Below are 23,237 nucleotides of genomic sequence, written 5' to 3' on the forward strand. Positions count from 1 at the left end.
AATCATGTTAGCAAAAATGAAAAATTGGTTAAAAAATGAGGATTCACAACTATCATCAGAAAACGGTATGTTAATTGCCTTGGCGGTGATTATCGTATTAGTAATTGGCCCATTTGTATGGAAGGCAATCCAAGGTGGCTATGATACGATCCTGGCAAGATTCACAAAAGCATCAAGTAATGCAGACGTAAATTCTTGGAATAAGTAATTAAAAATTTAAATAGATAAGTTCTAATTTTAGTAGATTCTTAAAATCGATATATAAAGGAGACGAAATGAAATGTTAGCAAAAATGAAAAGTTGGTTAAAAAACGAAGACTCACAATTATCATCAGAAAACGGTATGTTAATTGCCTTGGCGGTGATTATCGTATTAGTAATTGGCCCGTTCGTATGGAAAGCAATTCAAGGTGGCTATGATACAATTCTAGCACGATTCACAAAAGCATCAAGCAATGCAGATGTAGATTCTTGGAATAAAAAATAAATGTAAAAATAAACGAGGGGGCTACTCTAAAAGTGGTTCCCTTTTTTACACAGCATTTTTTATGAAATTAAGAGGGGAGTAAAGAAAATGGGTCTGTATATTGTGGGATTATTACTAAGTTACATGTTCCTAAATGTATTTACTGATTTGAAATATAGAAAAACGAAGAATATGTGGCATCTACTATTCTTAATATTGGGGATAGGAATCACGTACTTTGCCGGAATAAGAACAGGGAAAGAGATTGCAATTGTACTAGTCATGGCCTTAGCGTGTGGGTTATTGCTAGAGACATTTAAATTTTCTTCACCCGGTGATACCAAAATGCTTGTGGTGGTAGGATTATATGTTAGCAATGTAGCAGAGGAATCGGCTATGCTTACCGCTATTACATTAACAGCTTTTCATTTACTATTCTTTTGGATTGCTAGTGTGTATCGATTAATTAAAATTTTAGGGTTTGTAGGAGCGATTAAAGACCAATTGGAGCATGCTGCTTCTATATTTGGGGCAAAACTACCAAAGAAAGAAATACAGCTGATACAGAGCTTTCCAGGGGCTTGTTCTATTTTATTAGGAGCAATCGTGTATATTGTTTTCACTATTTATCAAAACGGAGGTATATTAGCTTGAATAGTAGAATCATTCATCAAAGAGAAACGTATATTTATTTGACGATATTCGCACTAGTAGGGGTACTGATTACAAATATGTTTATTAATATGGTGTTTATACTAGCGTATCCGTTACTTATCGGATTAATTGTACAGGTTATCCTGCTTCAGAAGATAAAAAAACCATTTTATCGGAGCGGAAAAGAATTAACGGAACAGTTAAAACTAAAAAATATATTTCTAGTAGAATCAAACATTTTAGGAGATGAAGAAGGAACTGTATATGAGGTGCATCAAATGCCTTTTTCATTTTCGAATGGATTAATTAATAAAGATAAGAGTTATAAAGTCATAAAACAAGAGTATGATAGAAAAGTAAAAGAGGATTTAACGAAAATTGCAAAATGGCAAGTTACAACAAAAGCTAGACTTGTTACGACAACACATTTTCGTTTATATACAATTTGGCAGAAAAATAGCACAGGCTATCAATTGAAAAAAATAGACGATTGTATTGATCCATATGCCAAGATGAACCTCATTCAATGGATGATTGCTTCATTTTGTACGACTGGTCGTATTAAGTACGATAAAAAACCAAAAGAGTGGGCTAGCTATGAATGGATTACTTTAAGGTAAATAAAAAAGACAGAAAATAATAAAATGTACCCTATAGAATTGACACTCGAAAAAAGTCTATTCTATAGGGTACATTTTACATTGTATTTGTTTTTTCTCTTTGTGTAGTTTTTCAACAAAAAGAGCGCTTTTAAAGGCGCCCAATGACCAAGAATTATATAAAAAAGGTGCACAAGATATGGTATGTATGCTTCTTAAAATTGGTGCAGATTTAATACAAAATCCTTCTTGTTTTTGTATTCTCACATGGTTTTTCAAAAAGAATAGAACATATTGAAGATAACATGTGAATGTTTCATAAATGTATCAAAAAAGTGAAAAAAATTGCTATTACAGAAGAAGCAGAAATGAAGTTTCTAATACGTAAGTACGTGAAAGGTATTATTTCCAGTGGATAAAATGCGCATGGGACACCTAATCATTATTATATCAGTGGAAAAGAATATGTTATGAACTTGGTTGAATGAAAAAATGAAAATTTTACTTTTAGAGTGAAACTAAACAAAAACGCTATTTGGCACAACAAAGCAGCTAGCTGAAGTAGCTAACTGCCTGCTGTAAATACTATTCCACATGAATACGCAAATTGTAACCACAAGTTACAGTTATAGTATAAACAGAGTTGAAAATGTTATGCAGGAAAGAAAACTAAATAAAAACTTCATTTTATACAATAAAACAGCTAGCGTGATTAGCTAGCTGTCCTGGTAAGAAAAGAAAACGGTACATATTAAGTGTTGCTTTTGTAATTGCGAGTTACAGCTATAGTATGAACAGAGTTGAAAATGTTATGCAAAAATAAACTAATAAAAATTTCATTTTGTTGAAAAGGGGAATTGATATGAATTTTGTAAAGCTTGAAACACAAGAGCAGTTTGAACAGTTGCAAAAAAGTGACGTTGTAATTGTGAAATGGAAACAAGGGTCAAGACAGTACAAGGAGTTAGGAGAAATCACACATCATGCTTCTTGCACAATTAATCGTATAAATGAATTGATTTTTAATGTACGTAGAAACGATTATTTGTCCATCAATAATTGTTTAACAGGAAGATCATGGGCAGAAGAAGTTTATGTAGTGAATCCATAAAAAGAGCAGCTAGCAAAAGCTAACTGCTCGGTTCTCCAAGGGGGACAAGGAGAAAGTAACTTAATGGGTTGTCTACAGTATTGACGGAATATTGAGTTTTATTCAGGAGATTTATTAATTATGTAGGTTACATGAGAAGCCCTATTAACATCCAAGCTGCCCCGATTAGAATTAAAATTTCGAATGTAATCCAAAATTTTCTCTTTTCTGGTTTTTGAAATTCTTTAATTACAGAAAATACTGCACTTATTCCTACAAGAGTGAAAAGAGCAATTCGGATTGTATCAGTCATGTGTATCACCACCTAAGATTTGAATAGTTTAATTATATATTAGTTTCCGTTTTGTGGAAATATAATAGAAAGTGAGGAATAACAATGGGACAAGAAAACCGTGGGATGGCATTTGAAATGCTTATCAATCTAGCGAACGAAATGTATCAAAGTGGGGGAGTGGCGCTTATAAACAAGCGTCCGACTCCTGTGAAGGTGTTAAAAAGAAAAGGTGGCCGTGTACTAAGTGGATTCTATGAAGCTAAAAGTACAGTAGACTATGACGGCGTATATAAGGGACGAGCTATCAACATGAATTGACTCATATCAATGGTACAGATAACGGATATTTTTTTATTTAGATTAGATGTTAAATGTACCGTGAAACTCTTGGAAATACAATGCTGGAAAAATATAGTGATATTGGTATATTGCAGGATAAGGCGCAGTTGTAGGAGTAAAGGGAATATGCCCTGGTTGCATACCATATTGACGATATGAAGGATGGTGAGGTAAATGTTGCCAACTCGAAGCTGGAGCTACAACAATCCTCATCGGGAAAGGATTCATAATATAATCACTCCTAAAATAGTATTCATGTAATAGGGTATGCACTTACTGAATATAGATGTGCATAATCTAGGTCTATAAACATAATAATCAACGGACAGAAAATAGGGTTACTAATCTTATGATGTGTCCATTATGGGTGTTTTATTTTACAAAAAAGAACCTGCAAACCTGCAGATTCTCCTGATAATGATTTATGGAGCAAGACCCGAAAATATAATACAATAATTCGAAAATGAGTTCAAGTAAATAAAAAGAACCCGCTGGAGTTCGGGTCCTTTCAGAAGTGATGATGTATTCTCGGCTTGGGAACTGAGAAAAATACAAAAATATAATACATCGAGTTTTAGGGAATTTCAATATTAAATTAAATATTATCGTGGGGGAGTTATATCATTTGATGAAGAAACCAAGGTAGTGATAAAGCATATAAATTTTAAAAAAATGAGCGGGATATCTTAAGGAAACATAAAATTATTGAAATTTTTGTATGAATTCATTAATATGGAATTATAGTTATTATTTAATTGATTCCGTTTATTCCCACACCTTATTGTGTTGTGGTTGAGTTATAGAAGCAAGTTGCGTCTTGTTTCATTTATGAAAGGGCTTCTTTGAGCCGATTAGTGTATATATAGCTTATTTTGCTATACACATTTTTAATCGACTTGAAGGAGCCCTTTTTGTGTTGTTTTCAAGTTAGGAATCACTTGTAAAAAGGTCTTTAGATTTAGGTATACAAATAAAAAACACTGTGAGAAAAACACAAGATTTGTGCTTTTTTGCTTTGGAAGGGGATCATTATAATGAAATACGAACATGCAATTACACTAGATAAACCATTACTATCATTAGACGAGATAATAAAAATTTTTCAGAGGAATGAAGTTACTAAACCAATTCGAGAGCGTGATTCTAGCATTTTCCGTGATACAGAAGATTATATTGCAGATAAAATGACAGCCTTACACATCAACTTTGATGAGTATTACAATACGATTTTTTTACCAATTTTAAACCATGATTGTGAAGAAGATTGTTATTTTCCATTTGAAAGGAAGTACTGTTTAGAGGTGTATGGCTATCCATGTACGTTAGAAGATGCGTTTAAGGAATGGGGTCTTTATATTATTAACAAAATGGATTGTACATTAGAAACAGTAATGTCTGAGTATGTAGAGGTTACAAATCCTTTATTTGATCCGACTATAGAAGAATTGGCCAGAATTATTAAATATAACAAAGAGCGTACTAAGGAGTGTAGTAGATTATTTAATATTTCTCTTGAACCATTGAAGAAATTATTAAAGGAGTCCCCCCATACCGTTATTGAGATCATTCAAAACATTGAAATGGAGGACATATCAAAACTTCCTACACACTTAGGTGTTCAATTTGCTTATAGAAGGGAAACCAAAGAACTTTACATGTATTATGGAGAAAAACATTTGCCGTGGCTTTATCGAGTATTACTTTTTCTTCATATTTTTGAGTTATCTATTCTAAGTGTAAAGTAATCAATTGTTGTGAAGTAGAAAAATAATAAATATATAACCAGGAGGAAGTTTAAATGAAAATGAGTTATGAAGTATCTATATTTTGTTCTGCACATCCAGATAATTTTATGCCAAATTTGCGTGCATTACGAATGAGAGTTACAAAAGAAGGAGCATTTTGGGAACGAGATTGTTATCAGTTTTCCATTAAACCATCAAACTTGTCATAGCGAGCAGCCAAACAAGCAGGGGAAATCTATTTGTATCATGTCTATTTCAATGGATGTATACGAGATTTCCTTTTTTTATTGGAGCGATGCTTTAGAGGGACAAGTTATCGCTTTACTGCAATCCGCGGTTTCCTAGAAATAGAAGGGTATTCCCTTAAGAAGTGGAAGCCGATTCTACACAGCTATCATGTAAAGACTGCAGATATGGATTGTCTTTTTAAGAAAGATGATCTTGCAATGATTGTACATCATGATGGAGTGTTAGAAGTGGTTAAGCGTGCAGAAAAAGGTGAACAATTAAAAAAAGTAAACTTTCTAAATGTAGATAGCTGGTTACAGGCACTTAATCCGACAAAAGAAGATCTATTCTCTTTAACAGGGGTGAGTGTATCTTAATGAGTAATTTGCAAAATCATGTGAAAGTGTACAGACAGAGGAAATGACAGAAATCCGTAGTTAAAACAACTATGAATTTCTGTCTTTTTATTTTAATAAGGAGGATTTTAGCATGGAATTTGAAGCATATGTAGAATCCGCTTTGCTAGATCAAGAAGATAGAAACGATTATTTAGTTTATGATACATATTCTTTTTTATATCCGTAGGTGAACAAAGATAATATCTAAATAGAATTATAAAGGGTTTAATGGAAGTAGCTGTTCCATATATAATACACAGTATATAAGGAGTGGGAAAAAATGAATTATAACATTCAAAAAGGTCAATTTCGTTTAACGAGTGCTTATCCAAGAGGTAGCTGGTGGGAATTTTACCGTGTCACGTGTCCGATTTGTCATGATACAGGTAATTGCATGCTGCATGTTTCGCAAGAGAAGGTAGCATGTACACGTGTAGAAAGTAAATGGATTTATGGAAAAAACACGGGTAATCCAAGCTACATTCATTACATAAATGGAAAAGATAAGTATCAATTACCTGAGGCGGATGAAGTTCAGATTCATGATAAGAAAAGTAATGAAGAATTAGATGTGTTTAATCGTAAGTTAATGGATTTTATACCATTACAGGAGCATCATCATACACATTTATTACGAGATAGAAAAATGACTGAAGAACAAATACAAGTACGTCAATATCGTTCTTTCTTAAAACAACAAATTGTGTTAGAGGAGGATAATACGTATACCACCGTTTGGGAACAGTTATTTAAGCAGATTGGTGAGAAAAATTGCTGGCAGGGTGTTCCGGGTTTTTATGAGATGAAGAAAGGTCAACTTTCTCTTCGTTTGATGTCAGGATCTCCTGGTATATTGATCCCTTTTCGAAACCAGTACAATCAAATTGTTGGATGGCAGGTTCGTGTGGATGAAGTGAAAAACTCCGTTCATGTGAAATCGGTACCTACTGGAGTTGAAGCAGAATTAATTGAACAGCCTAATGTTGTAAAGATAACTAAAAATGGTGATTGTATCTTTGAAGGCGAACTAGAAGTGAGCAAAAAGGTAGAGATTCCATTTCAAGAGGGACAAATTGTTGTAAAGATTCATAAAGGGCAAAAGTATCTGTGGCTCTCATCAGCAAACAAAAATCAAGGGACTGGGGCAGGCGGTAGTGAAAATCCACTTCCAGTGCATGTTGCGGTACCGAGTTCTCATTTGAAACATTGGAATTCTGGTACACTTCATCAAACGAAATCAGTAATGATCACAGAAGGACCCATGAAAGCGGATTTGATTGCTGATTTGCTTCCAGAGCGATTTTATAAAGAGGAGATTTCTGAAATAGGAACAACGGTTCTTGCGATTCCAGGTGTAAATGCTTGGCGAATTGCTATGCCTGTATTAAAAGATATGGGTATAGAAAATGTCTATTTAGCGTTTGATGCCGATTTAGTAGAGAATCAAAAAGTAAGGAAAGCTCTTATAGACTTTGCGACAGAGTTAAAGCGAGTGGGCTATAACGTAATCATAGCTGCATGGAACCCAACGCAAGGTAAGGGGCTGGATGATACAATGCAAGCGGGATTTAAACCTGTATTTCAGAGACTGTGAAAGTTATAAAGTAGGTTGATATTTTTATAAATAGGTAGATTGAAAAAGATAGAGTTTTTAATTCTATCTTTTTCTTATATCCAATTAACTAAAAGAAGGGTAGAAGAGAATATGAATACATCTATGAAAAAAAATCTAGTGAATTTACGAGTTGATTTTGCTTTCAAGCGCTTGTTTGGAGTAGAAGGAAATGAAGATATATTAATTGGATTTCTTAACGCGGTACTACAATCATCTATTGATGAAGAAATTACATCTTTGCACTTAGATGATCCGCATCTTCCAAGAGAGCAGAAGGATGATAAATTATCTATTTTAGATTTGCGAGCTACTCTGAATAATGGTATAAAATTAAATATAGAGATTCAAGTTCGAGACAAAAAAGATATGATAGAGCGTTCTTTGTTCTATTGGTCAGGCATGTATTATTCCCAAATGACTCAAGGGATGAAGTACACAGAATTAAGACCAACCATTTGTATTAACATAGTAGATTTCATTCTGTTTCCAGAAGAACAAGAGTTTCATAATGTTAATACAGTGATGAACAAGAAATCGAAGCGCATTATTACTGAAAATATGCAGTTGCATTTTCTTGAAATTCCAAAAGTGATTCAAGAATGGCGAGGAGAACGAATGAATCCATGGGAAAATTCTTTAGCGCGTTGGTTATTATTATTCCCTGCGCATGAGGATGAGAGATTAACAACAATCCTGGAGGCGATAGCAATGGAAAAAGATCCAGTTTTGAAAAAAGCAATAGAGGATTGGGAGCGTTTAAGTAGCGATAAGGATTTTTTACGCTTATATGAGGCTAGAGAAAAAGCAATAAAAGATAGAATATCAGAAATAGAAACGGCAGAAGAAAAAGCTGCGAAAAAAGCCGCAGAAATAGCTACCAAAAAAGCCACAGAAGAGACTAGAATTGCAACTAAGATAGAGATGATTCACAATTTAATTAATGTCGGTGTACCTATTGAGAAAGTAGCGGAAGCCACTGAATTAAGTGTGGAAGAGGTTAATGTAATTTTAAAAAATAAAGAGTAAATATAAATGATTTGAACTACTCACCACTTAACGTCCTTACGGACTGTTTGAAGTGGAAGATTCCTGCGAACACCGATGTATCCACCGGTTATCTTAGCAGGCTCTGCCCGTAGTCCTTACGGTGAAAACATAAGTATCTTGTACGTTGACTCACCACGCTTCCTACTTTAGCTTGGTTTTCGCAACTTCAGCAAACGTGGGTCGAAAGAACGTTGAAGATTTTACGGTTGCAACGTTTTTCTGCAACCAACCTCATATCTTCAGTTTTCAAAGAGCAATCTGTACAAGTATATGGTAGCAAACATGCTGGCTTATGCCAACCGACATTCATCTCCCACCTAAAATTGGTGTTTTACCCCTTCACATCTTTGAGGAGGGAGTCTTCTGTTGGAAAACGATAAAATATACGATGTATTGCAATCTATTTTAAATAGTAGTGTTAATAATAATTAACCCTAGAGAGGCAGCATTAAGAAAAGCGAAAAAAATAGAAGTTGTTTCGGTGCATTAGATTCATTTTTCGAAGAGAAAGAATAAATATATACTTACTGTGTAATTTTTACATACTTAAGGGGTCTAATATTACAAATAAAGTCGTTAGAGGTATGTTAATATGCAAAAGAAAAAAGAAGATTATTATGTACATGTGTATACTATTAGAGACAAAAGTACAAAGTCTATAAAAATAGAACTATCGTGCTCATTGAAAGAAGAAATGAATGTTTATCAAGACCTAAATTGTAAAAAGTCATAAAAAATAAAGAGCGATACATATTAGACATGACTAATATGTATCGCCCTTTTACTTCATGTTCCACAATCGCGCCCGTTAATAAACAAGGTACACGCGTGTAAATATTTGTTACTCTTACTCAACACATAATTCTGAGATCTCCTTCCAACCATACGCAACATCCTCTACTACTGTTCCTCCAAACTCACTATTCCTATGAATATATTCTTTTCCTCCCATACGTTCATAAAAACCAAGTCCAGATTTATTCTGTTTCATTACCCAAACCATCATAGAATAAATACCTTTTTCTTTAAAATGCTTAGCAATAGCTGAAACAAGCTGCCTACCAACACCTAATCCCCTACATTCCTGTAAGAGATAAAGCGAATATAGTTCTCCATCAAAATTCTTCTCATTAATACTTTTACCTGATGCAAAACCTATAATTTTCCCCGTATCATTAATCGCGACATAAATAAAAGGTTCATTTTCGTTATTTAAAAAATCAATCCATCTTTTTTCTGTATCTTCGTACGATAATTCGTCCAGATAATCGTCAGGTACTAGACTACGATAAGTAGTCCTCCAACTATCAACATAAACTCTTGATACGTCCTTTATATCTTCTTTACTTGCCTTTCTAATTTCCAAGTTAAGGGCCTCCAATGCAAAACAGTAAAATAATAAAATTTATTATAACATTCTTTCTTCAACCCCAGTTAGCTCAATAAGTGTTATTCCATAAAATGGCCCGGTTGTTGAACAAGTAGGAAACTTCTTTTCACGTTTTATACATAATAGACTATTTTTTTATGCTCTGATTATGGGATATATTATGTAAGAAAAAGGAGGATACTACGTGCTATATTGAACATAGTATCCTCTTCAAATTATAGTCTGTTTAAGAATGTTTTAGCTCTTAAGGACAGTGATATTTTTCAAATTCAAATGGTATGGTTCGATCCAAACCAAGAGGTTAAAAAATAATAAAGGTGTAAATAAGGGGTTGTATTTTTAAAATCGTATTGCTATAATATAAACGTAATAAGATTTTACAATAAAATATAAATTTAATCAGTTCGCATATAAGAGAAGACCTCAATATGCGCCATGTCCTTAGGGGACGTGTGCGTGTATTGGGGTCTTTTTGCGTTTAGCGAGCAAAAACATCCGGAGGTGCAGGAATTATGTTGAATTGGTTGTCTGCAAAACTTATGACAACATCAGTAGGAGATTTCTTACTGGCAAAAAATAGTTTTTCGAAAGGGCTTGGTGGTAATGGTGGTGGCGGTAATGCTGAAACCGTTCAAAAAAGCATGAATACTTTGGTGAAAACCTTAATTGGTTTTGGGGGAATTTGGGTAGCAGCTTGCGTTGTATTTGCAGCTATTAAACTATCTGGAGCACAAGGGAAGAACCCTGAAAACCGTACACAAGCTATGATTGGTTTAGCTTGCGCGGCAATTGGAGGCTTTGTAATGATCAAAGCGTACGATATCGCTGCTTGGGTTACGACAATCTAACATAAGAGTTTGTACAAGCTCTCCTCGATTTGGGGAGAGCTTCTCTTATACAAGGGAGGAAAAAGAATGAGAAAAGTAACCGTTCCTGTTGATATGACTTCGGAACAAAAAACACTACTAGGTGTGCTGAGCAAACGCCAATTAATTTATCTATTAGGTGGCGGGGCATCCCTTTATTTATATGTACCATTTTTATGGCGACTATTTGCACCTATTGATGCGGTAGTAGCATTTTTTATTTGCTTAATTTTAGCACTACCGACGGTAATAGGTGTTATAACGTTTGCGTTTATATATAAAGAAAAACAACACATGTATCTAGATAAGTATCTACTTATCAAAATGCGTAGCCGTTCCGAAAAAGGTAAGTGGAGAAAAGGGTACGAGCCAACTACATGGGCAAAGGAGAACTTATAAATGTTAGAAATGATATATTTTGCAGCGATAGCCATTGTTGGATTTTTCTTTTATCGGAAAATGAATGGAAAACCGCTGTTTGGTTCTAAGAAAAAAGGGAAAAAGCAAGGTGGAGTAGAGAAACACACTACTGAAAAAGCTGGAAAGAAAAATAAAAAAAATATGCCTGCTGAATCGGAAATTGATGAGGATAATGTTGACTTCTTTCGTGCTTTTGTAGAAGACATTAAGGAAATCGATAATCATATGATTCGATATCATGATGATACATTTGTTCTGATTGCGGAAGCACATCCAGTTAACTATTATTTACTCTCCAATATGGAACAAGAAGCAATTGATATCAAAATTGAATCATGGTTAACCACATTAGAGTTTAATACGAAAGTATATATTCAAAGTAAGTTTGTGGATTTAACAGATCCTGTACGCAAAATGACAGAAACGATGAAAGGTGCGAAGGACCTTACACCAGAGACGGTTCTATACGGACAAGAAGTTATCGATAACTTAGAGTACTGGCAGCGTTCGCAACCTCGATATGAACAAAAGCGTTATTTAATTTATCCATACAAGGTTGATATTAGTACGATTACGGCTGATACAGAGGAAGAGTTAGAAGAAAAGATTGTGGATAAGGCGTTTAACGAATTATATCGCCGTTATAATGCTTCTCGAAATCTACTATCGAAAGCAAAAATTAATGTAGAAATGTTAACGAAAGATAAATTAATAGAACTTTTATATGTAGCATTTAACCGTCGGAAAGCCGTAAAAGCTCGTTTCCAGGATTTAATTGAAAACGAGAATTTCTCGCTCTATTCAACAGGGGAAACAAATGAAAGAAAACTAGAGTTAATGAAGAAAGTGCTAGCAGAAGAAAAAGCAGAAAAATCAAATAACGGGGTGGCGTAAACATGAAGTTGTTCGGAAAAAAGAAAAAGGAAAAGAAAAAAATAGAAGCAGAAGAGAGGGACGAATTGGATCTAGAGGAGGAAGAGTTGGAAGAAGAAGTACCGACGCAATTAGACAATCAAACAACAGTGTTTGATGTTATTGCTCCAGAAGGAATGAAAATTGACGCAGAAGATTATGGAGTTATTAAACAATCTTTAGGAAGTAATACGTTCTTCCGTCCTTTTTATATTCCACGAGATGGGTACCCACGTATGATGCAAACCAATTGGCTCAACATGTTAACTTCGGCTGGGGAAGTGGATGTCATGATCGATATTCATAAAGAACCAAAAGCTAAAGCAATGCGATCATTAGATATGCAGCTTACTATGTTACGTTCCAATCTTTCTTTCCAACGTACACGAGGAAACATTGACCAAGAAAAAGACTTAGATGCAAAAATTCAAGATACAAACAATTTAATGGATGAAATCCAGTTCAATGAAAACGACTCTTATATGGTGAGTACCATGGGTGTTGCGTATGCCGAATCAAAGAAAGAATTGGACGTTTTATGCGAGTATATTGAAGATGAAATGCAAGCATCTCACTTTAAGATAGCGAGTACTTGGAACCGTGTGAAAAGCGGCTTGAAAGCTACTATGCCACTAGGAGCACCAAATACGCTGCAAGATACTTATCGAAATATCGATAGACGTGCGCTATGTACATTTGCACCCTTTGTATCAGGATCCGGAAGATTTAACGGTGGTATACCAATAGGAAAGAACAAAATTACTGGCCAAGTAGAATTTTTAAATTCATTCGGGAATGCAGATTATCGTCCACCAAACTATAACATTGGTGTGACAGGAATTTCAGGTTCCGGGAAAAGTTTACTTTTAAAAATGAAGCTAGCTCGTGAAACATCACTTGCAGATACACATGCAATGATTATCGATCCAGAGGGAGAGTTTGTAAAAATTACAAAACGTTTAGGTGGTATTAACCTAAACATTTCTCCTGAAAGTAATATAATTATCAATCCTTGTGCAATCGCTGTAACAGAGCTTCAGATTACGGATAAAGATGAAGAACTAGAAGCACTTGAACAATATGATAAGAAAGAACTCGTAGAACGTGATGGCGTAAAGTATGTGAGATTTGTACCAATTTTAGAGAAAATCAATGAAATACTAGGATTCTTTGACATTATTATTCGTGGGCAAGACTTTGATCAACCAGGATTAAATGTATTCCAACGTACGATGCTAGAAGATGCAATCCGTGAAGTGTTTGATAAACATGGTATTACTTCACATCCTTCTTCTTTATATACAGATGAAGTGAAGAAGGTGGATGGACAATTAATTCAGTCTCAAGTAAGAAAGCCAGAGCCGGAGTTAAAAGAAATCTACGATGTCATAGTAGAACATCATGGAGACGATGTGAAGGCAGAAGAGTTAATCGCTGCGATTCGTCCGTTCTTACGTGATGGGTCAAAACCATTATTTGATGGGCAAAGTCATTTTGGTCGTGGTGTAGAAACACAGTTAAATGAATCACGTGTTGTTAACTTTAATATTAGTCATTTAGAAGAAGGATTCTTAAAACCAATCGCTTTCCACGTTATCTTGAACTATATTTGGGAGCATTGGATTAAGAGTCCAGAACATGCTATCAAACGAAAAGTGCTATATGTGGATGAGATGTGGCAGTTTATCGATTATGAACAAACGGTTAACTTCTTAGAAAAGGTAGCACGTCGTTCACGTAAAAGAAATGCCGGTATGTGTTGGGCAAGTCAGGACTTTGTTCGTATCTTAGAAAATGTAAAAGCTCGTGGTATCTTGCAATCTACTTTTTCTTATTTCTTCTTAGAACAAAATAAGATTGATAAGAAAAAAATTCAAGAGAACTTTAACTTAACTGCTGGGGAGCTTGATATTATTCTCAACAATCCAGGAAAAGGAGAAGGGATTTTCCGTGTAGGAGATAGTTCGGTTTGGATTCAAACAGATCCATCAGATAAAGAAATGATGTTTATTGAATCGAATGAAGCGGTACTTCAAGAGCTTTTAAACAATATGAAGAAAGTACAAGGGTACGCAGGATAGTAGCGTACCTTTGTAAAGGAAGGTGAAATTATGCTTAAGAAAATAATAGATTGGGTCGGAGGCCTTGTTATCCATATGGTAAAGGCCCTACTAGCGCCTATTTATGGATTTATGGATACTATTCCAGTTCTAGTCTTTGGTGGAGATAAATCTAATCTAGATTTTTTATATGAAAAGAATGCAGTTACGAATGTATTAGATACCGGTATGCCTGTCATGTTTAAACTTGTTGCTTTTTGTGTTCTCGTCAGTGTAGTAATTACAGCAGCAAAATATTCAGCAACGACTCTGAATCCAAATAATCGCACGGCATTAATTGAATATGCAAAAGACTTAATGATTATCTCGATTTGCCTCTGGCATTTAGATTTCTTTTATAATTTTATTTTTGATCTAAATTCTTGGATTATATTAGAGTTTAAAGAGGCGTTAGGGAATTTTAACCCAGATCAGCAAATACCTCTATTAAAGAATGGACTGGCAGACAATAAGACGATTACAGAACTTTCAATGAAAGACCATAAAAATGATTATATGTTTATCATATTCGGACTATTTATTGAAGCTGGATTAATGATATGGGCAAACTTTTATTATTTAATGCGCGCTGTGACACTATACGTATTAATGTTACTAGGCCCTGTAATGGTAGGAATGTGGATGTTCCCACAAAAGAAACAACAGACGTTATATTGGATTCGTGAACTTATGGGTGCAGTATTAATTCAAGCGATTCACGCAATTACCCTATGGTTAGTTATTACACTTATTGGGGGTGCGCAAAATCCTATTATAAAATTAATATTACTTGCGATGTTTATCCCAGTTGGTGAAATCGTGAAAAGCTTTATTGGCCTTAGCACCAATGCATCCGCTGGTATTCATAGAGCAGGTACGATGATGGGTATGGGTGCTTTAGCAAGTGTGGCTGGATTGGTTAAAGGTGTTCGTGACGACTACCGTAGTGCAAAAGATAAAGGGAAAGAAAAGAAAGATGGAGAGAAAGATAATAAAGAAGATGCGGATAACCCGAAAGATGCATTAGGAGCGAATTTAGGGACAGATGTGGGTACAACATCTCGTGCAGCTCGTATGTTAAAAGCTGGTCAAATTGGAAGTTCAATTGGTAAAGCAGCGACAGGACTTGCAGGTATGGCAGCGGGAGCTGGTCTTGGACCGGGAGCGATGGTAGCAGGATCGCAAGTTGGAAGTGCATTAGGTAGTGCTCCTGGTGCAGTGGCTGGTAGAAGTGTTGCTGCAGTCGGCGAAGGAGCTGTAGCTTTAGGAAAACATATTGGTTCCAGTGTAAAGAAGGGTGCGGATACTTATTCAAATCTAAATGGCGAATTCTTATCCGGAACTAACCGATGAAGATATCGCACAGGATTTAGCTACAAAAGATTTTGAAAATTGGAAAGCGGATAATCCCGATTCTGCAGTTGCAAGTCGCTTAAAACAAGCATTCCCTAGTGCATCTGATGCAGAGATTGCTAAAAAAGTAGCGAAAACAAACAATGATCAGATGTCTCGTTTCTCAAATCAGCGGAAACAAGATTTACAAAATATGAAGAAAACCGCTACACCATATGGAAATGCTAGAGATTTAGTTAACGCTGCAACGAATGCATTCCAAAAGGGGTATGGGGCAGACCATAAAGATACGTTTATGAGTCAGTTACCAAAACATATGTCAGCAGAAGAGAAAGAGAAACACTGGAACGACCATCTGAACACCAAAGTACAAGGATTTAGAAACCACGCAGAACAGGCGGCAACAAAAGTGGGAGCTATGCCAGTTAATGCGAAGGACAAACAAGGAAACAATCTGTTTGATAAGTCTTATGTGAATAAAGATGCGTTTGCTTCTCGACTTGCATTAGGAAAAATCGGAAAGGCAGTCGAGGGAGTAAAAGGAGAAACGTTAGAAAGTGGCCATCAAAATATGGGACAAGTCGGTGCTCTTGTCGGTGCTTCTACTGCTGCATTTAAGAAAGCGTATAGTGCAGACCATAAGGCTGGATTCATGAAACAATTCCCTGCAGATATGCCGCAACAAGAAAAAGAAGCCGCATGGAATAAACATTTAGATCAAAAAGTACAAGGATTTCAAAATCATGCGCAAAAAGCGGCAGAATCAGCTGGTATTGTACAGCAAAAAGACGGTACAAACTATGCGAATAAAGAAGCTTTCGCTTCTCATTTATCACAACAGTTACAAAAAAATCCTGGTTTAAATGCTATGGGTGTATCTAGTGTGGCAGGCATTCAGAAGGCAGTCAACGGCGTGAAAACGCACGGTTTGACAAGTGGAACAGGAAGCCAGCAAGCAAAACAAGTAAGTAATGTTGGGAACCTGGTACAAGCTTCTACAGAATCCTTTAAACAGGGCTATGCAGCAGAACAACAGGCAAGCTTTATGAAAAAGTTGTCTCCAACTATGTCTCAACCACAAAAAGAGCAAGCTTGGCAGTCGCACCTGAATGAAAAAGGAAATGAATTTAAAGCAGTCGCACAACAAGCGGCAGTACAAGCGGGAGCGATGCCCGTACAGGCAAAAGATACGAGTGGTAAGAGTCTACATAATCAATCGTATATTAATAAAGATGCCTTTACTTCGCAATTAACGAAAGGTTTACAAAGCCATGCAAGTCTTGGAATGGTGAGCCAACAAGTAGGTTCTGGAATTACTAGTGCGATTCAAGGTGTTCGTTCACATGGCGTTGCGACAGGTGGCGCAATCAATAAAGCTGTATATGCAGCGACACAAACGCAAGCAAGTATTGCACGTGCAGGAGATCTTTCCGTTGCGGAAATTGAACGCTCTTATGCAGATGCTTCAACAAGTGTAGCGAATATTGCACAAAGTGCTGGTAAAATGTCTATCCCAACTTCAGCAGTGGGAAGCATAACGCAGCAAAGTACAAAACTTGGCATGAGTGTAATGGAAGGTGCGAAACACCTTATGCTTGCGGATCGCATTGATACGGTATCAAATGCATACTTTAGTGCCGCGAGTGCTGTTCAACAATCCGGAGGGAATGCAGTACAAAGAGTGATAAGTGGGACTACTGCTGCAGTTAATACATCATTAGGTGGGAATGCAGCAGGGCGCCACTATAATGTGACAAAAGGCTTAAGTTACGCCGCAGGTGTGATTGGTGGTGCGGGTGCTTATCAAGCAACTGCACGTATGGTAAGTAAACATAATCCGTATAACAGTGCAGTTCGTACAGAAGCAAAAGAGATTCAGGAAATTCAACAGATGGTACCGACAACAACAGATCATACAGGCGCGCAATCGGTTGTAAAAGGTGCAGTACGTCTTGTGACAACAAATAATAAATCTTGGATTGAAGCAAAAGACGCTAGTGGTATGACGCAAGTTGTATCTCGTTATGGTAGTGGAGATAGCAGTATACGATCTGGACAAGTCGTATATCAGGACTTAAATATTTCAGATGGACAATTAACACAGTATCGTAATGGTGCGAAAGCATCTCCGGCTTATATACAAGATTCAAGTGGTGGAAAAATCAATATCAATCGCTCGATCAATGTAAATCCAAATCAATTAGTAGGAAACCAAAATCAAAGACCGTTACAACAGAAACCGGTATTTAATGAACCACCACTTACGGTCAATCACAAAGTAGACAATGGTCACTTCTATATGTCTGATTTAGACCAAGGTGGCTATAAGAATGTACAAATGGTTGTAGAAAGAGATCGTAGTTACATGGTTGCGACAACAACAGACGGTACAGTGTCACGTATTTCGCCATTCGGAAAAGGAGATACGCGTTTACAAGCAAACCAAAGGATTGAAAGAGCTTGTGAAGTGAAAGACAGTAGTATTAAGCCAAAAGAAGAAATTTTAGTCACACATACACAGGACGAAGTTGTTCGTACAGAGACGCATCTGAATTTATCAGAACATGACCCACAAAATCTGATTCCATTTGCGCCAAACCCTCGCTTAGCACAGCGAAGAGGAAGAAATTCTCAAAATGGAAAATATGGTGTGATAAGTCTATGAGTCAAAATCCTAACGATCCAAATGAACAGAAAAAAAGTAATCCTTTAAAAGATGTAGCTTCCCACTTTATTAAGAAAAAAGGGATGCAAGCGCGCGGGAAAATGGCAAAATTGGCAGGAAAAGCAGGAAGGGCGGCAGCGAAAGCTGCTGCCAAAATGCTAAAAGCAGGTATATTAAAAATTGTGGGTGCTGTTGTGGCAGCGGTTGGAGTACCTGCCGCTTTGATTATGGGAGTAATTATTGCTGTGTGTGTTATTTTAGTCTCTTTTGTACCTTTTACCGATGATGAAGGTAAGACAGAGGAACAAGTAAAAAAATATATGGAAGTCTCAATGGCTTTGAATGTGGATTGGAAAGAGGTCGTCGCCTTTGACATGGCACGATATGATAATGATTTAACTGGTAAAGATCCGCATGATGCTATATCATATTTCTTGGATATCCAATATGAAGAATATACGGAAAAAGAGGTATGTGAGGCGGGACCGAATAGTCCTTGTGAAAAAAAGAAAAAAGAGATGCAAAAAACAAAATCTGAAAGTTACTCCGGACCAGATGTAAAAAAGATATTAGGAGATACAGATTTTAAGAAAAAAATAGATGAGATTAATGCGAGTGGAAGTAAAAAAGTGACAACATCTTCTCATGGGCTAGAGAAAGCTATGGAACTCGCAAAGTTTAGTAAAAGTCAAAAAGAACGTGCTCGTGAGATATTAGAAGCCGGGATGTTAGAAGGTATGTATGGACATCTAGCACCTTCTAGTAATTTTGTTGGTGGTATGTGTGTAGGTAATGTGAGTCCTGGCGGGGAGCCTGTCAATCTTAATGCAAAAGTTACAGGATATCTTCCAAAGATTAAAGAAATGGCAGAAAAACATGGTGTTGCTCAATATGTTGGTATTTTGGCTGCCCAAATGATGCAGGAATCAGGTGGAGCAGGAAATGACCCGATGCAGGCTTCAGAGGGGCAATATGGAGACATGAGCTCATCTTGTATTGGTGTAAAGGGAAATGCTCGTGTAGGGTGTATTAAAGATCCCAATATTTCTATAGAAGCAGGTGTACGGGAATTTAAAGATGTACTAGGAAAGGCCAATGGTGACATTGCACTCGCTTTGCAGTCATACAACTTTGGCGAAGGTTTTATTAGTTACGCTTTAGCAAAGGGTGGCTATTCAGAAGAAACAGCTATTGAGTTCTCAAGAAGTAAGAATCATTTAAATCCAGGTGGTTGTTCCGATCCGAATAACTTCCGAACCAAGGTAAATGCGTGCTATGGGGATTACAGCTATGTTTCCAAAGTTTTGAAATATTACGAAGATTTAGGTTGCGTGGCAGCTGGAGATGGAGAATGGATTTCTGATAAAGGTTGGAAATGGCCAACAAAATCAGGGCGTATTACAGGTACATTTGATGAAATTCATAATAACAAACCGCATAATGCTGTAGATATTGGAGCCATGACCGCTGGAAAACCAGGAGACCCTGTATGGTCGATGGAAGCAGGAGTAGTTACAGCTCAAACAGGATATGTAAACTACGGTGGTCTAGGTGTCTATATTGACCATGGAAATGGCATTGTATCCCGTTATTTACACTTGAGTAAGATTTCAGTTACACCAGGAACTATGGTAACAAAAGGACAAATTATAGGGGAAATGGGTGGTTCTAACTATGTTGGTGGTGTTCTGAACATGCTTGGATACGCTGTCCATTTAGATTTCCAAATTCGTATAAATGATCAACCGACGGATCCAATGAAGTTCTTTAAGAAAAATGATGATCCAGGGTTATCATCTGGTGGTTCTCCTACCATGACAAATGCTAAACGACAAAAGGTACTGGAAGAAGCGAAAAAATGGCTAGGGCAAGGAAAAGTCAGATATGTATTAGGAGACCGTAATCCACCAGGTGGCTCTTCAGATTGCTCAGGATTTACGCAGTATGTCTTTAGAACAAGCATAGGTGTACAACTTGGAGATTGGACAGGTGCTCAAGTCGGACAAGGTAAACAAGTACCAGATATCAATCATGCACAACCAGGGGATCTTATTTTCTATGAAAACCCTGGGCACGTTGCAATTTATATGGGGAATCAAAGAATGATTCATATTGGTGATAATAAAGGTGTACAAATTACAGGTCTAAACTATACGGCAAGAGGTCAACATATGACGCAAATCCGTAATGTTATAGACTGATTTGGGATGTGAAGAAATGAAGAAAGTCATGAGTGTGTTAGCGAATCTGCCTCGTAAGTACTTAGTTATATTGGGAATTATAGTGTTAGTAGTAGGCGTTGCTACCTATAATACTATTCATCGTTACATGATGAAATCTCAAGTACAAGAGGAAGAGCAAGTAAATCAAGATGAAATTGAGATGCTTGGAGATAAGCCAAAGGAATTTGATACAAAAGAAGAGGAATATATCGCAAAGACAAAAACTGTAGAGGATTTACTACGAAAAATTTCTAATAGTAGTTATGATGTCCCGTATTTGTTTACAAAGGCTGGATTTGGTATTGAACCAATGAAAATGACAAGTAATGAACGTATGCTTGCTACAGAAGCTGTACAACGATATTTCCTAAATGGGGATAAGTTTTACAATGCGCGAATTACCAAAATTGACCGTGGGAAAAAAGTAGATACGTTTCATATTGAAGTTTTAATTCAACAGGTAAACTTCTTAGAACCACGACAATTTAAAGTGCAGGTAAACAAATATGCACAAATTGTAACACCAATTGCACAAATTCCACATGGACAAGAAGAAGTACCTGTGGATTAAGAAGGAAATGAGGGTTGTGGAAGAAAAAACACAACCCTTTTATAAAAAAATAAAGAGTACCTGAAATCATTTATTGAATATTCATAATTTTCTTATATAATAAAAACATGGTTAAAAGAAATTTGTATATAACGCTAAAATGAGATGGATATGGAGGAATACAAATGAGAATGTTAATTGGAACAGCTGCGAATTTTGTTTCGGGGTATTATATAGGACGAAATTCTGGATTATTAGGAACGTTGCTTGGCTGGGCTTTTCTGTTGGGTGGTGGCTATCTGTTAATAGAAAATTGGGAGAGTATCACAGTATGGATGCATAGTTTGAATATTGTACAAGGACTAGATGGTTACGAAGACATGAGCAATGGTTTTATTTTCATCTGTTTGGTAGTAAGTGGCTTTATCCTCATCTTGTTGTCTCCGCTTTTCATTATTTTATTAATAGTCTGTTTCGTTTTAATGAATATTGTTGCTTGTACACTTGTGTTATTAACATCACCAAGTACATACATAAAGAAGAAAGATAAGGAGAGTGAATGGGAATGAGTACAATTCTAGTTTTTGGTGGATCAAATAGAAGAACGTTAGAGAAGTTGGCCAAAAAAAGAGACTGCCAGGTTATTTTCCATGATGGGAAAAATCACGGAGGCGTAAAGAAAACCTTTCGAAGTGTTATAAAAAAATTTGATGTTATTGTCATTCAAAAAGGTGCATGTGGCCATGTATCTATTGATGTAGCAAAAGAGTACGCAAAGAAGTATGATGTCCCACTATTATTTAATCCGGGATTTGGTGGAACTGGTGCGCTTGAAATGGGATTAAAGCATTTGAAGGTTGCATGAGGTTTGATACATATCTATGGAATTATAATTGTTAAATCAATATATAGCATTTATAAAGAGGCTGGAGGAAGATAGTGTTTAAAGATATATATGTATTATTTCCACCAGAAGGGAAAGAAAGCATCGAATTTCAATTCTTTTTAGATATAGAGGGAGAGAAGTTTTACGAATTTTATAGGGAAAAATATAAAGACCCTATGTCCGATGTATCTGTATATTTTCCAATGTTTCAAAATACGTATGAATCCTATTTAGAGAGATTTTTGTACCCGTATGTAAGTAGCTTTAAAGAAATTCGATTAGGACGGGATACATGGAATAATGAAGGTGTTTGGTTTGGTATTCATCAAGACGGGAGGGAACTGGGAATTCTTTTGTCCAGAGTTGATTTTGCGTATTATAAAGGAGCTTTGTCCTATAAAGATTGGTGAACAAAATAACTAAACAAAAGCATTATTTTATGGAAAGGTGAAACGAGCACACAGAAAATGTGTACTCATACAATCTAAATTAATTTAAGGACCATGATATATCATCAAGGGCTTTATAAATATAACTGTACATGCGGTAAAAGAGATATTTTGGATTGTATTTTTCTTTCCAGTTCATAATAATCACCTCTCATACAAATAGTTTAATTACATTATACAGTCATTAATTCGAACGTTAAGAAAATTAGATGTAAATTAAGGTAAATTTAAACAAAATAGTTATGTATTGAACAAAAAACATGCACAAATATTGTGCATGTATAGTAAAAGCTATGTCTTGTCTATGTAAATATATGCGTAGTTTATATAAATTGTGTGTATGTTTGAACGAAATGGTTATTTACAAATATAAAGAGCACCTTTTAAGGCGCTCCATGACCAAAACTAAAATTGAAAAAGAATAACACATGATATTTTATGTATGTTCTTAATAAATGTGTAGTTTAAAAAATCTTTCTTTTGCACAACAAAGCAGCTAGTTAATAAAACTAACTGCTTGTTGTACAAAAGAAACGCTGCGCTTACAGAAATAGTTTGTAACTTTAAGTTACAAAAATAGTATGAACAGGTTTAAAAATGTTATTCAGAAATGAAAGAAAAAATAAAAAAGAGCACCATGCATAAGTGCTCTTTAAGGTAGGAGGTAACACTTTGAGCTGGATGTTTCGGTTAAAATTATATGATGCAGAAAAGAAATAAGACCTAAAATTTATTTTCAACTCAATATAAAAGAGCAGCTAGCAAAAGCTAACTGCAATGAGAAATTACATGGGTGATTATAGTATGGACAAAAATATCAAGTAGAACCAATTTTTGGTTTTAAGGGTTTTGAGATTCAAAAGATTTGTGATCAGTGTAATGAGGTGGAAGAAGAGTGTTATTGTGATGCTGAGGCATATGAAAGGTGATTATTAAAAAGAATATTGCT

At 35.7% G+C, this 23,237-nt stretch carries 20 protein-coding genes and 4 pseudogenes; 21 read left to right on the forward strand and 3 right to left on the reverse strand.

Features of this window, described 5'->3' with window-relative positions; translation table 11 throughout:
• The first annotated feature begins 4 nt into the window (after window positions 1–4).
• From MR143_RS31225 to MR143_RS31245, 5 genes are all read left to right on the forward strand, one after another.
• Window positions 5–208, forward strand: coding sequence for a hypothetical protein (locus MR143_RS31225; RefSeq protein WP_000879955.1), 204 nt, complete (start codon window positions 5–7; stop codon window positions 206–208).
• A 72-nt stretch (window positions 209–280) separates the two neighbouring features.
• Entirely contained in the window at window positions 281–487 is a 207-nt protein-coding gene (locus MR143_RS31230) for a hypothetical protein (protein WP_000879960.1), read from the forward strand.
• An 87-nt stretch (window positions 488–574) separates the two neighbouring features.
• Window positions 575–1,120 carry a hypothetical protein gene (locus MR143_RS31235; protein ID WP_000525021.1) on the forward strand — a complete coding sequence of 182 codons (546 nt, stop codon included), beginning with the start codon at window positions 575–577 and terminating at the stop codon, window positions 1,118–1,120.
• Window positions 1,117–1,740: a hypothetical protein gene (locus tag MR143_RS31240; protein ID WP_199718403.1), complete on the forward strand. Its 624-nt coding sequence runs from the start codon at window positions 1,117–1,119 to the stop codon at window positions 1,738–1,740. Before MR143_RS31235 ends, MR143_RS31240 begins: the two co-directional genes overlap by 4 nt.
• An 841-nt stretch (window positions 1,741–2,581) precedes the next feature.
• Complete coding sequence (locus MR143_RS31245; protein ID WP_001012074.1) at window positions 2,582–2,830, forward strand: hypothetical protein; 249 nt, start codon at window positions 2,582–2,584, stop codon at window positions 2,828–2,830.
• Window positions 2,831–2,957: 127 nt separating this feature from the next.
• Here the strand turns inward: MR143_RS31245 and MR143_RS31250 are convergent, their stop codons facing one another.
• Window positions 2,958–3,122 carry a hypothetical protein gene (locus MR143_RS31250; RefSeq protein WP_000132658.1) on the reverse strand — a complete coding sequence of 55 codons (165 nt, stop codon included), beginning with the start codon at window positions 3,120–3,122 and terminating at the stop codon, window positions 2,958–2,960.
• 84 nt (window positions 3,123–3,206) lie between these two features.
• On the opposite strand from MR143_RS31250, the pseudogene MR143_RS31255 reads away from it, so the two are divergent.
• Window positions 3,207–3,410: pseudogene (locus MR143_RS31255) on the forward strand (Holliday junction resolvase RecU); the annotation flags it as partial.
• A 54-nt stretch (window positions 3,411–3,464) separates the two neighbouring features.
• On the opposite strand, the gene MR143_RS31260 reads toward MR143_RS31255, so the two are convergent.
• Window positions 3,465–3,671, reverse strand: coding sequence for a hypothetical protein (locus tag MR143_RS31260; protein WP_242281258.1), 207 nt, complete (start codon window positions 3,669–3,671; stop codon window positions 3,465–3,467).
• Between the two features lie 806 nt (window positions 3,672–4,477).
• Here MR143_RS31260 and MR143_RS31265 point away from each other — a divergent pair.
• The 5 genes and pseudogenes from MR143_RS31265 to MR143_RS31285 all read left to right on the forward strand — a co-directional run bounded on the left by MR143_RS31265 (window position 4,478) and on the right by MR143_RS31285 (window position 8,455).
• Window positions 4,478–5,188: a hypothetical protein gene (locus MR143_RS31265; protein ID WP_242281259.1), complete on the forward strand. Its 711-nt coding sequence runs from the start codon at window positions 4,478–4,480 to the stop codon at window positions 5,186–5,188.
• A 53-nt stretch (window positions 5,189–5,241) separates the two neighbouring features.
• Window positions 5,242–5,793, forward strand: a pseudogene (locus MR143_RS31270) (hypothetical protein).
• Between the two features lie 106 nt (window positions 5,794–5,899).
• Window positions 5,900–6,081, forward strand: a pseudogene (locus MR143_RS31275) (LPD1 domain-containing protein); the annotation flags it as partial.
• 13 nt (window positions 6,082–6,094) lie between these two features.
• Complete coding sequence (locus MR143_RS31280; protein ID WP_242281260.1) at window positions 6,095–7,408, forward strand: DUF3854 domain-containing protein; 1,314 nt, start codon at window positions 6,095–6,097, stop codon at window positions 7,406–7,408.
• Between the two features lie 111 nt (window positions 7,409–7,519).
• Entirely contained in the window at window positions 7,520–8,455 is a 936-nt protein-coding gene (locus MR143_RS31285; RefSeq protein ID WP_001098033.1) for an Rpn family recombination-promoting nuclease/putative transposase, read from the forward strand.
• 868 nt (window positions 8,456–9,323) lie between these two features.
• Here the strand turns inward: MR143_RS31285 and MR143_RS31290 are convergent.
• Window positions 9,324–9,842 carry a GNAT family N-acetyltransferase gene (locus MR143_RS31290; RefSeq protein WP_000405747.1) on the reverse strand — a complete coding sequence of 173 codons (519 nt, stop codon included), beginning with the start codon at window positions 9,840–9,842 and terminating at the stop codon, window positions 9,324–9,326.
• Between the two features lie 536 nt (window positions 9,843–10,378).
• Between MR143_RS31290 and MR143_RS31295 the strand changes: the two genes are divergently transcribed.
• From MR143_RS31295 to MR143_RS31340, 10 genes and pseudogenes are all read left to right on the forward strand, one after another.
• Window positions 10,379–10,714 (forward strand): hypothetical protein, encoded by a 336-nt coding sequence (locus MR143_RS31295; protein WP_000935868.1) that lies wholly within the window; start codon window positions 10,379–10,381, stop codon window positions 10,712–10,714.
• Between the two features lie 66 nt (window positions 10,715–10,780).
• Window positions 10,781–11,131 (forward strand): PrgI family protein, encoded by a 351-nt coding sequence (locus tag MR143_RS31300; protein WP_001233532.1) that lies wholly within the window; start codon window positions 10,781–10,783, stop codon window positions 11,129–11,131.
• Window positions 11,132–12,046, forward strand: coding sequence for a hypothetical protein (locus MR143_RS31305; RefSeq protein WP_000892003.1), 915 nt, complete (start codon window positions 11,132–11,134; stop codon window positions 12,044–12,046).
• 2 nt (window positions 12,047–12,048) lie between these two features.
• Window positions 12,049–14,145, forward strand: coding sequence for a VirB4 family type IV secretion system protein (locus MR143_RS31310; protein WP_000765108.1), 2,097 nt, complete (start codon window positions 12,049–12,051; stop codon window positions 14,143–14,145).
• Window positions 14,146–14,175: 30 nt separating this feature from the next.
• Window positions 14,176–18,181 (forward strand): annotated as a pseudogene (locus tag MR143_RS31315) (hypothetical protein).
• On the forward strand, window positions 18,178–20,382 hold the full coding sequence (locus MR143_RS31320) for a lysozyme family protein (protein WP_242281261.1): 2,205 nt from the start codon (window positions 18,178–18,180) through the stop codon (window positions 20,380–20,382). Before MR143_RS31315 ends, MR143_RS31320 begins: the two are co-directional and overlap by 4 nt.
• 16 nt (window positions 20,383–20,398) lie before the next feature.
• The gene (locus tag MR143_RS31325) at window positions 20,399–20,974 is read left to right on the forward strand and encodes a hypothetical protein (protein ID WP_242281262.1); all 576 of its coding nucleotides are present in this window, start codon (window positions 20,399–20,401) and stop codon (window positions 20,972–20,974) included.
• A 164-nt stretch (window positions 20,975–21,138) separates the two neighbouring features.
• Window positions 21,139–21,522: a hypothetical protein gene (locus tag MR143_RS31330; protein WP_199697584.1), complete on the forward strand. Its 384-nt coding sequence runs from the start codon at window positions 21,139–21,141 to the stop codon at window positions 21,520–21,522.
• Window positions 21,513–21,818, forward strand: coding sequence for a DUF2325 domain-containing protein (locus tag MR143_RS31335; protein ID WP_088349418.1), 306 nt, complete (start codon window positions 21,513–21,515; stop codon window positions 21,816–21,818). The genes MR143_RS31330 and MR143_RS31335 overlap by 10 nt, the downstream gene beginning before the upstream one ends.
• Window positions 21,819–21,892: 74 nt before the next feature.
• The gene (locus MR143_RS31340) at window positions 21,893–22,249 is read left to right on the forward strand and encodes a hypothetical protein (RefSeq protein WP_199697583.1); all 357 of its coding nucleotides are present in this window, start codon (window positions 21,893–21,895) and stop codon (window positions 22,247–22,249) included.
• Window positions 22,250–23,237 lie beyond the last annotated feature (988 nt).

This window comes from Bacillus cereus group sp. BfR-BA-01347 (assembly GCF_022663835.1).
Classification (GTDB): domain Bacteria; phylum Bacillota; class Bacilli; order Bacillales; family Bacillaceae_G; genus Bacillus_A; species Bacillus_A thuringiensis_K.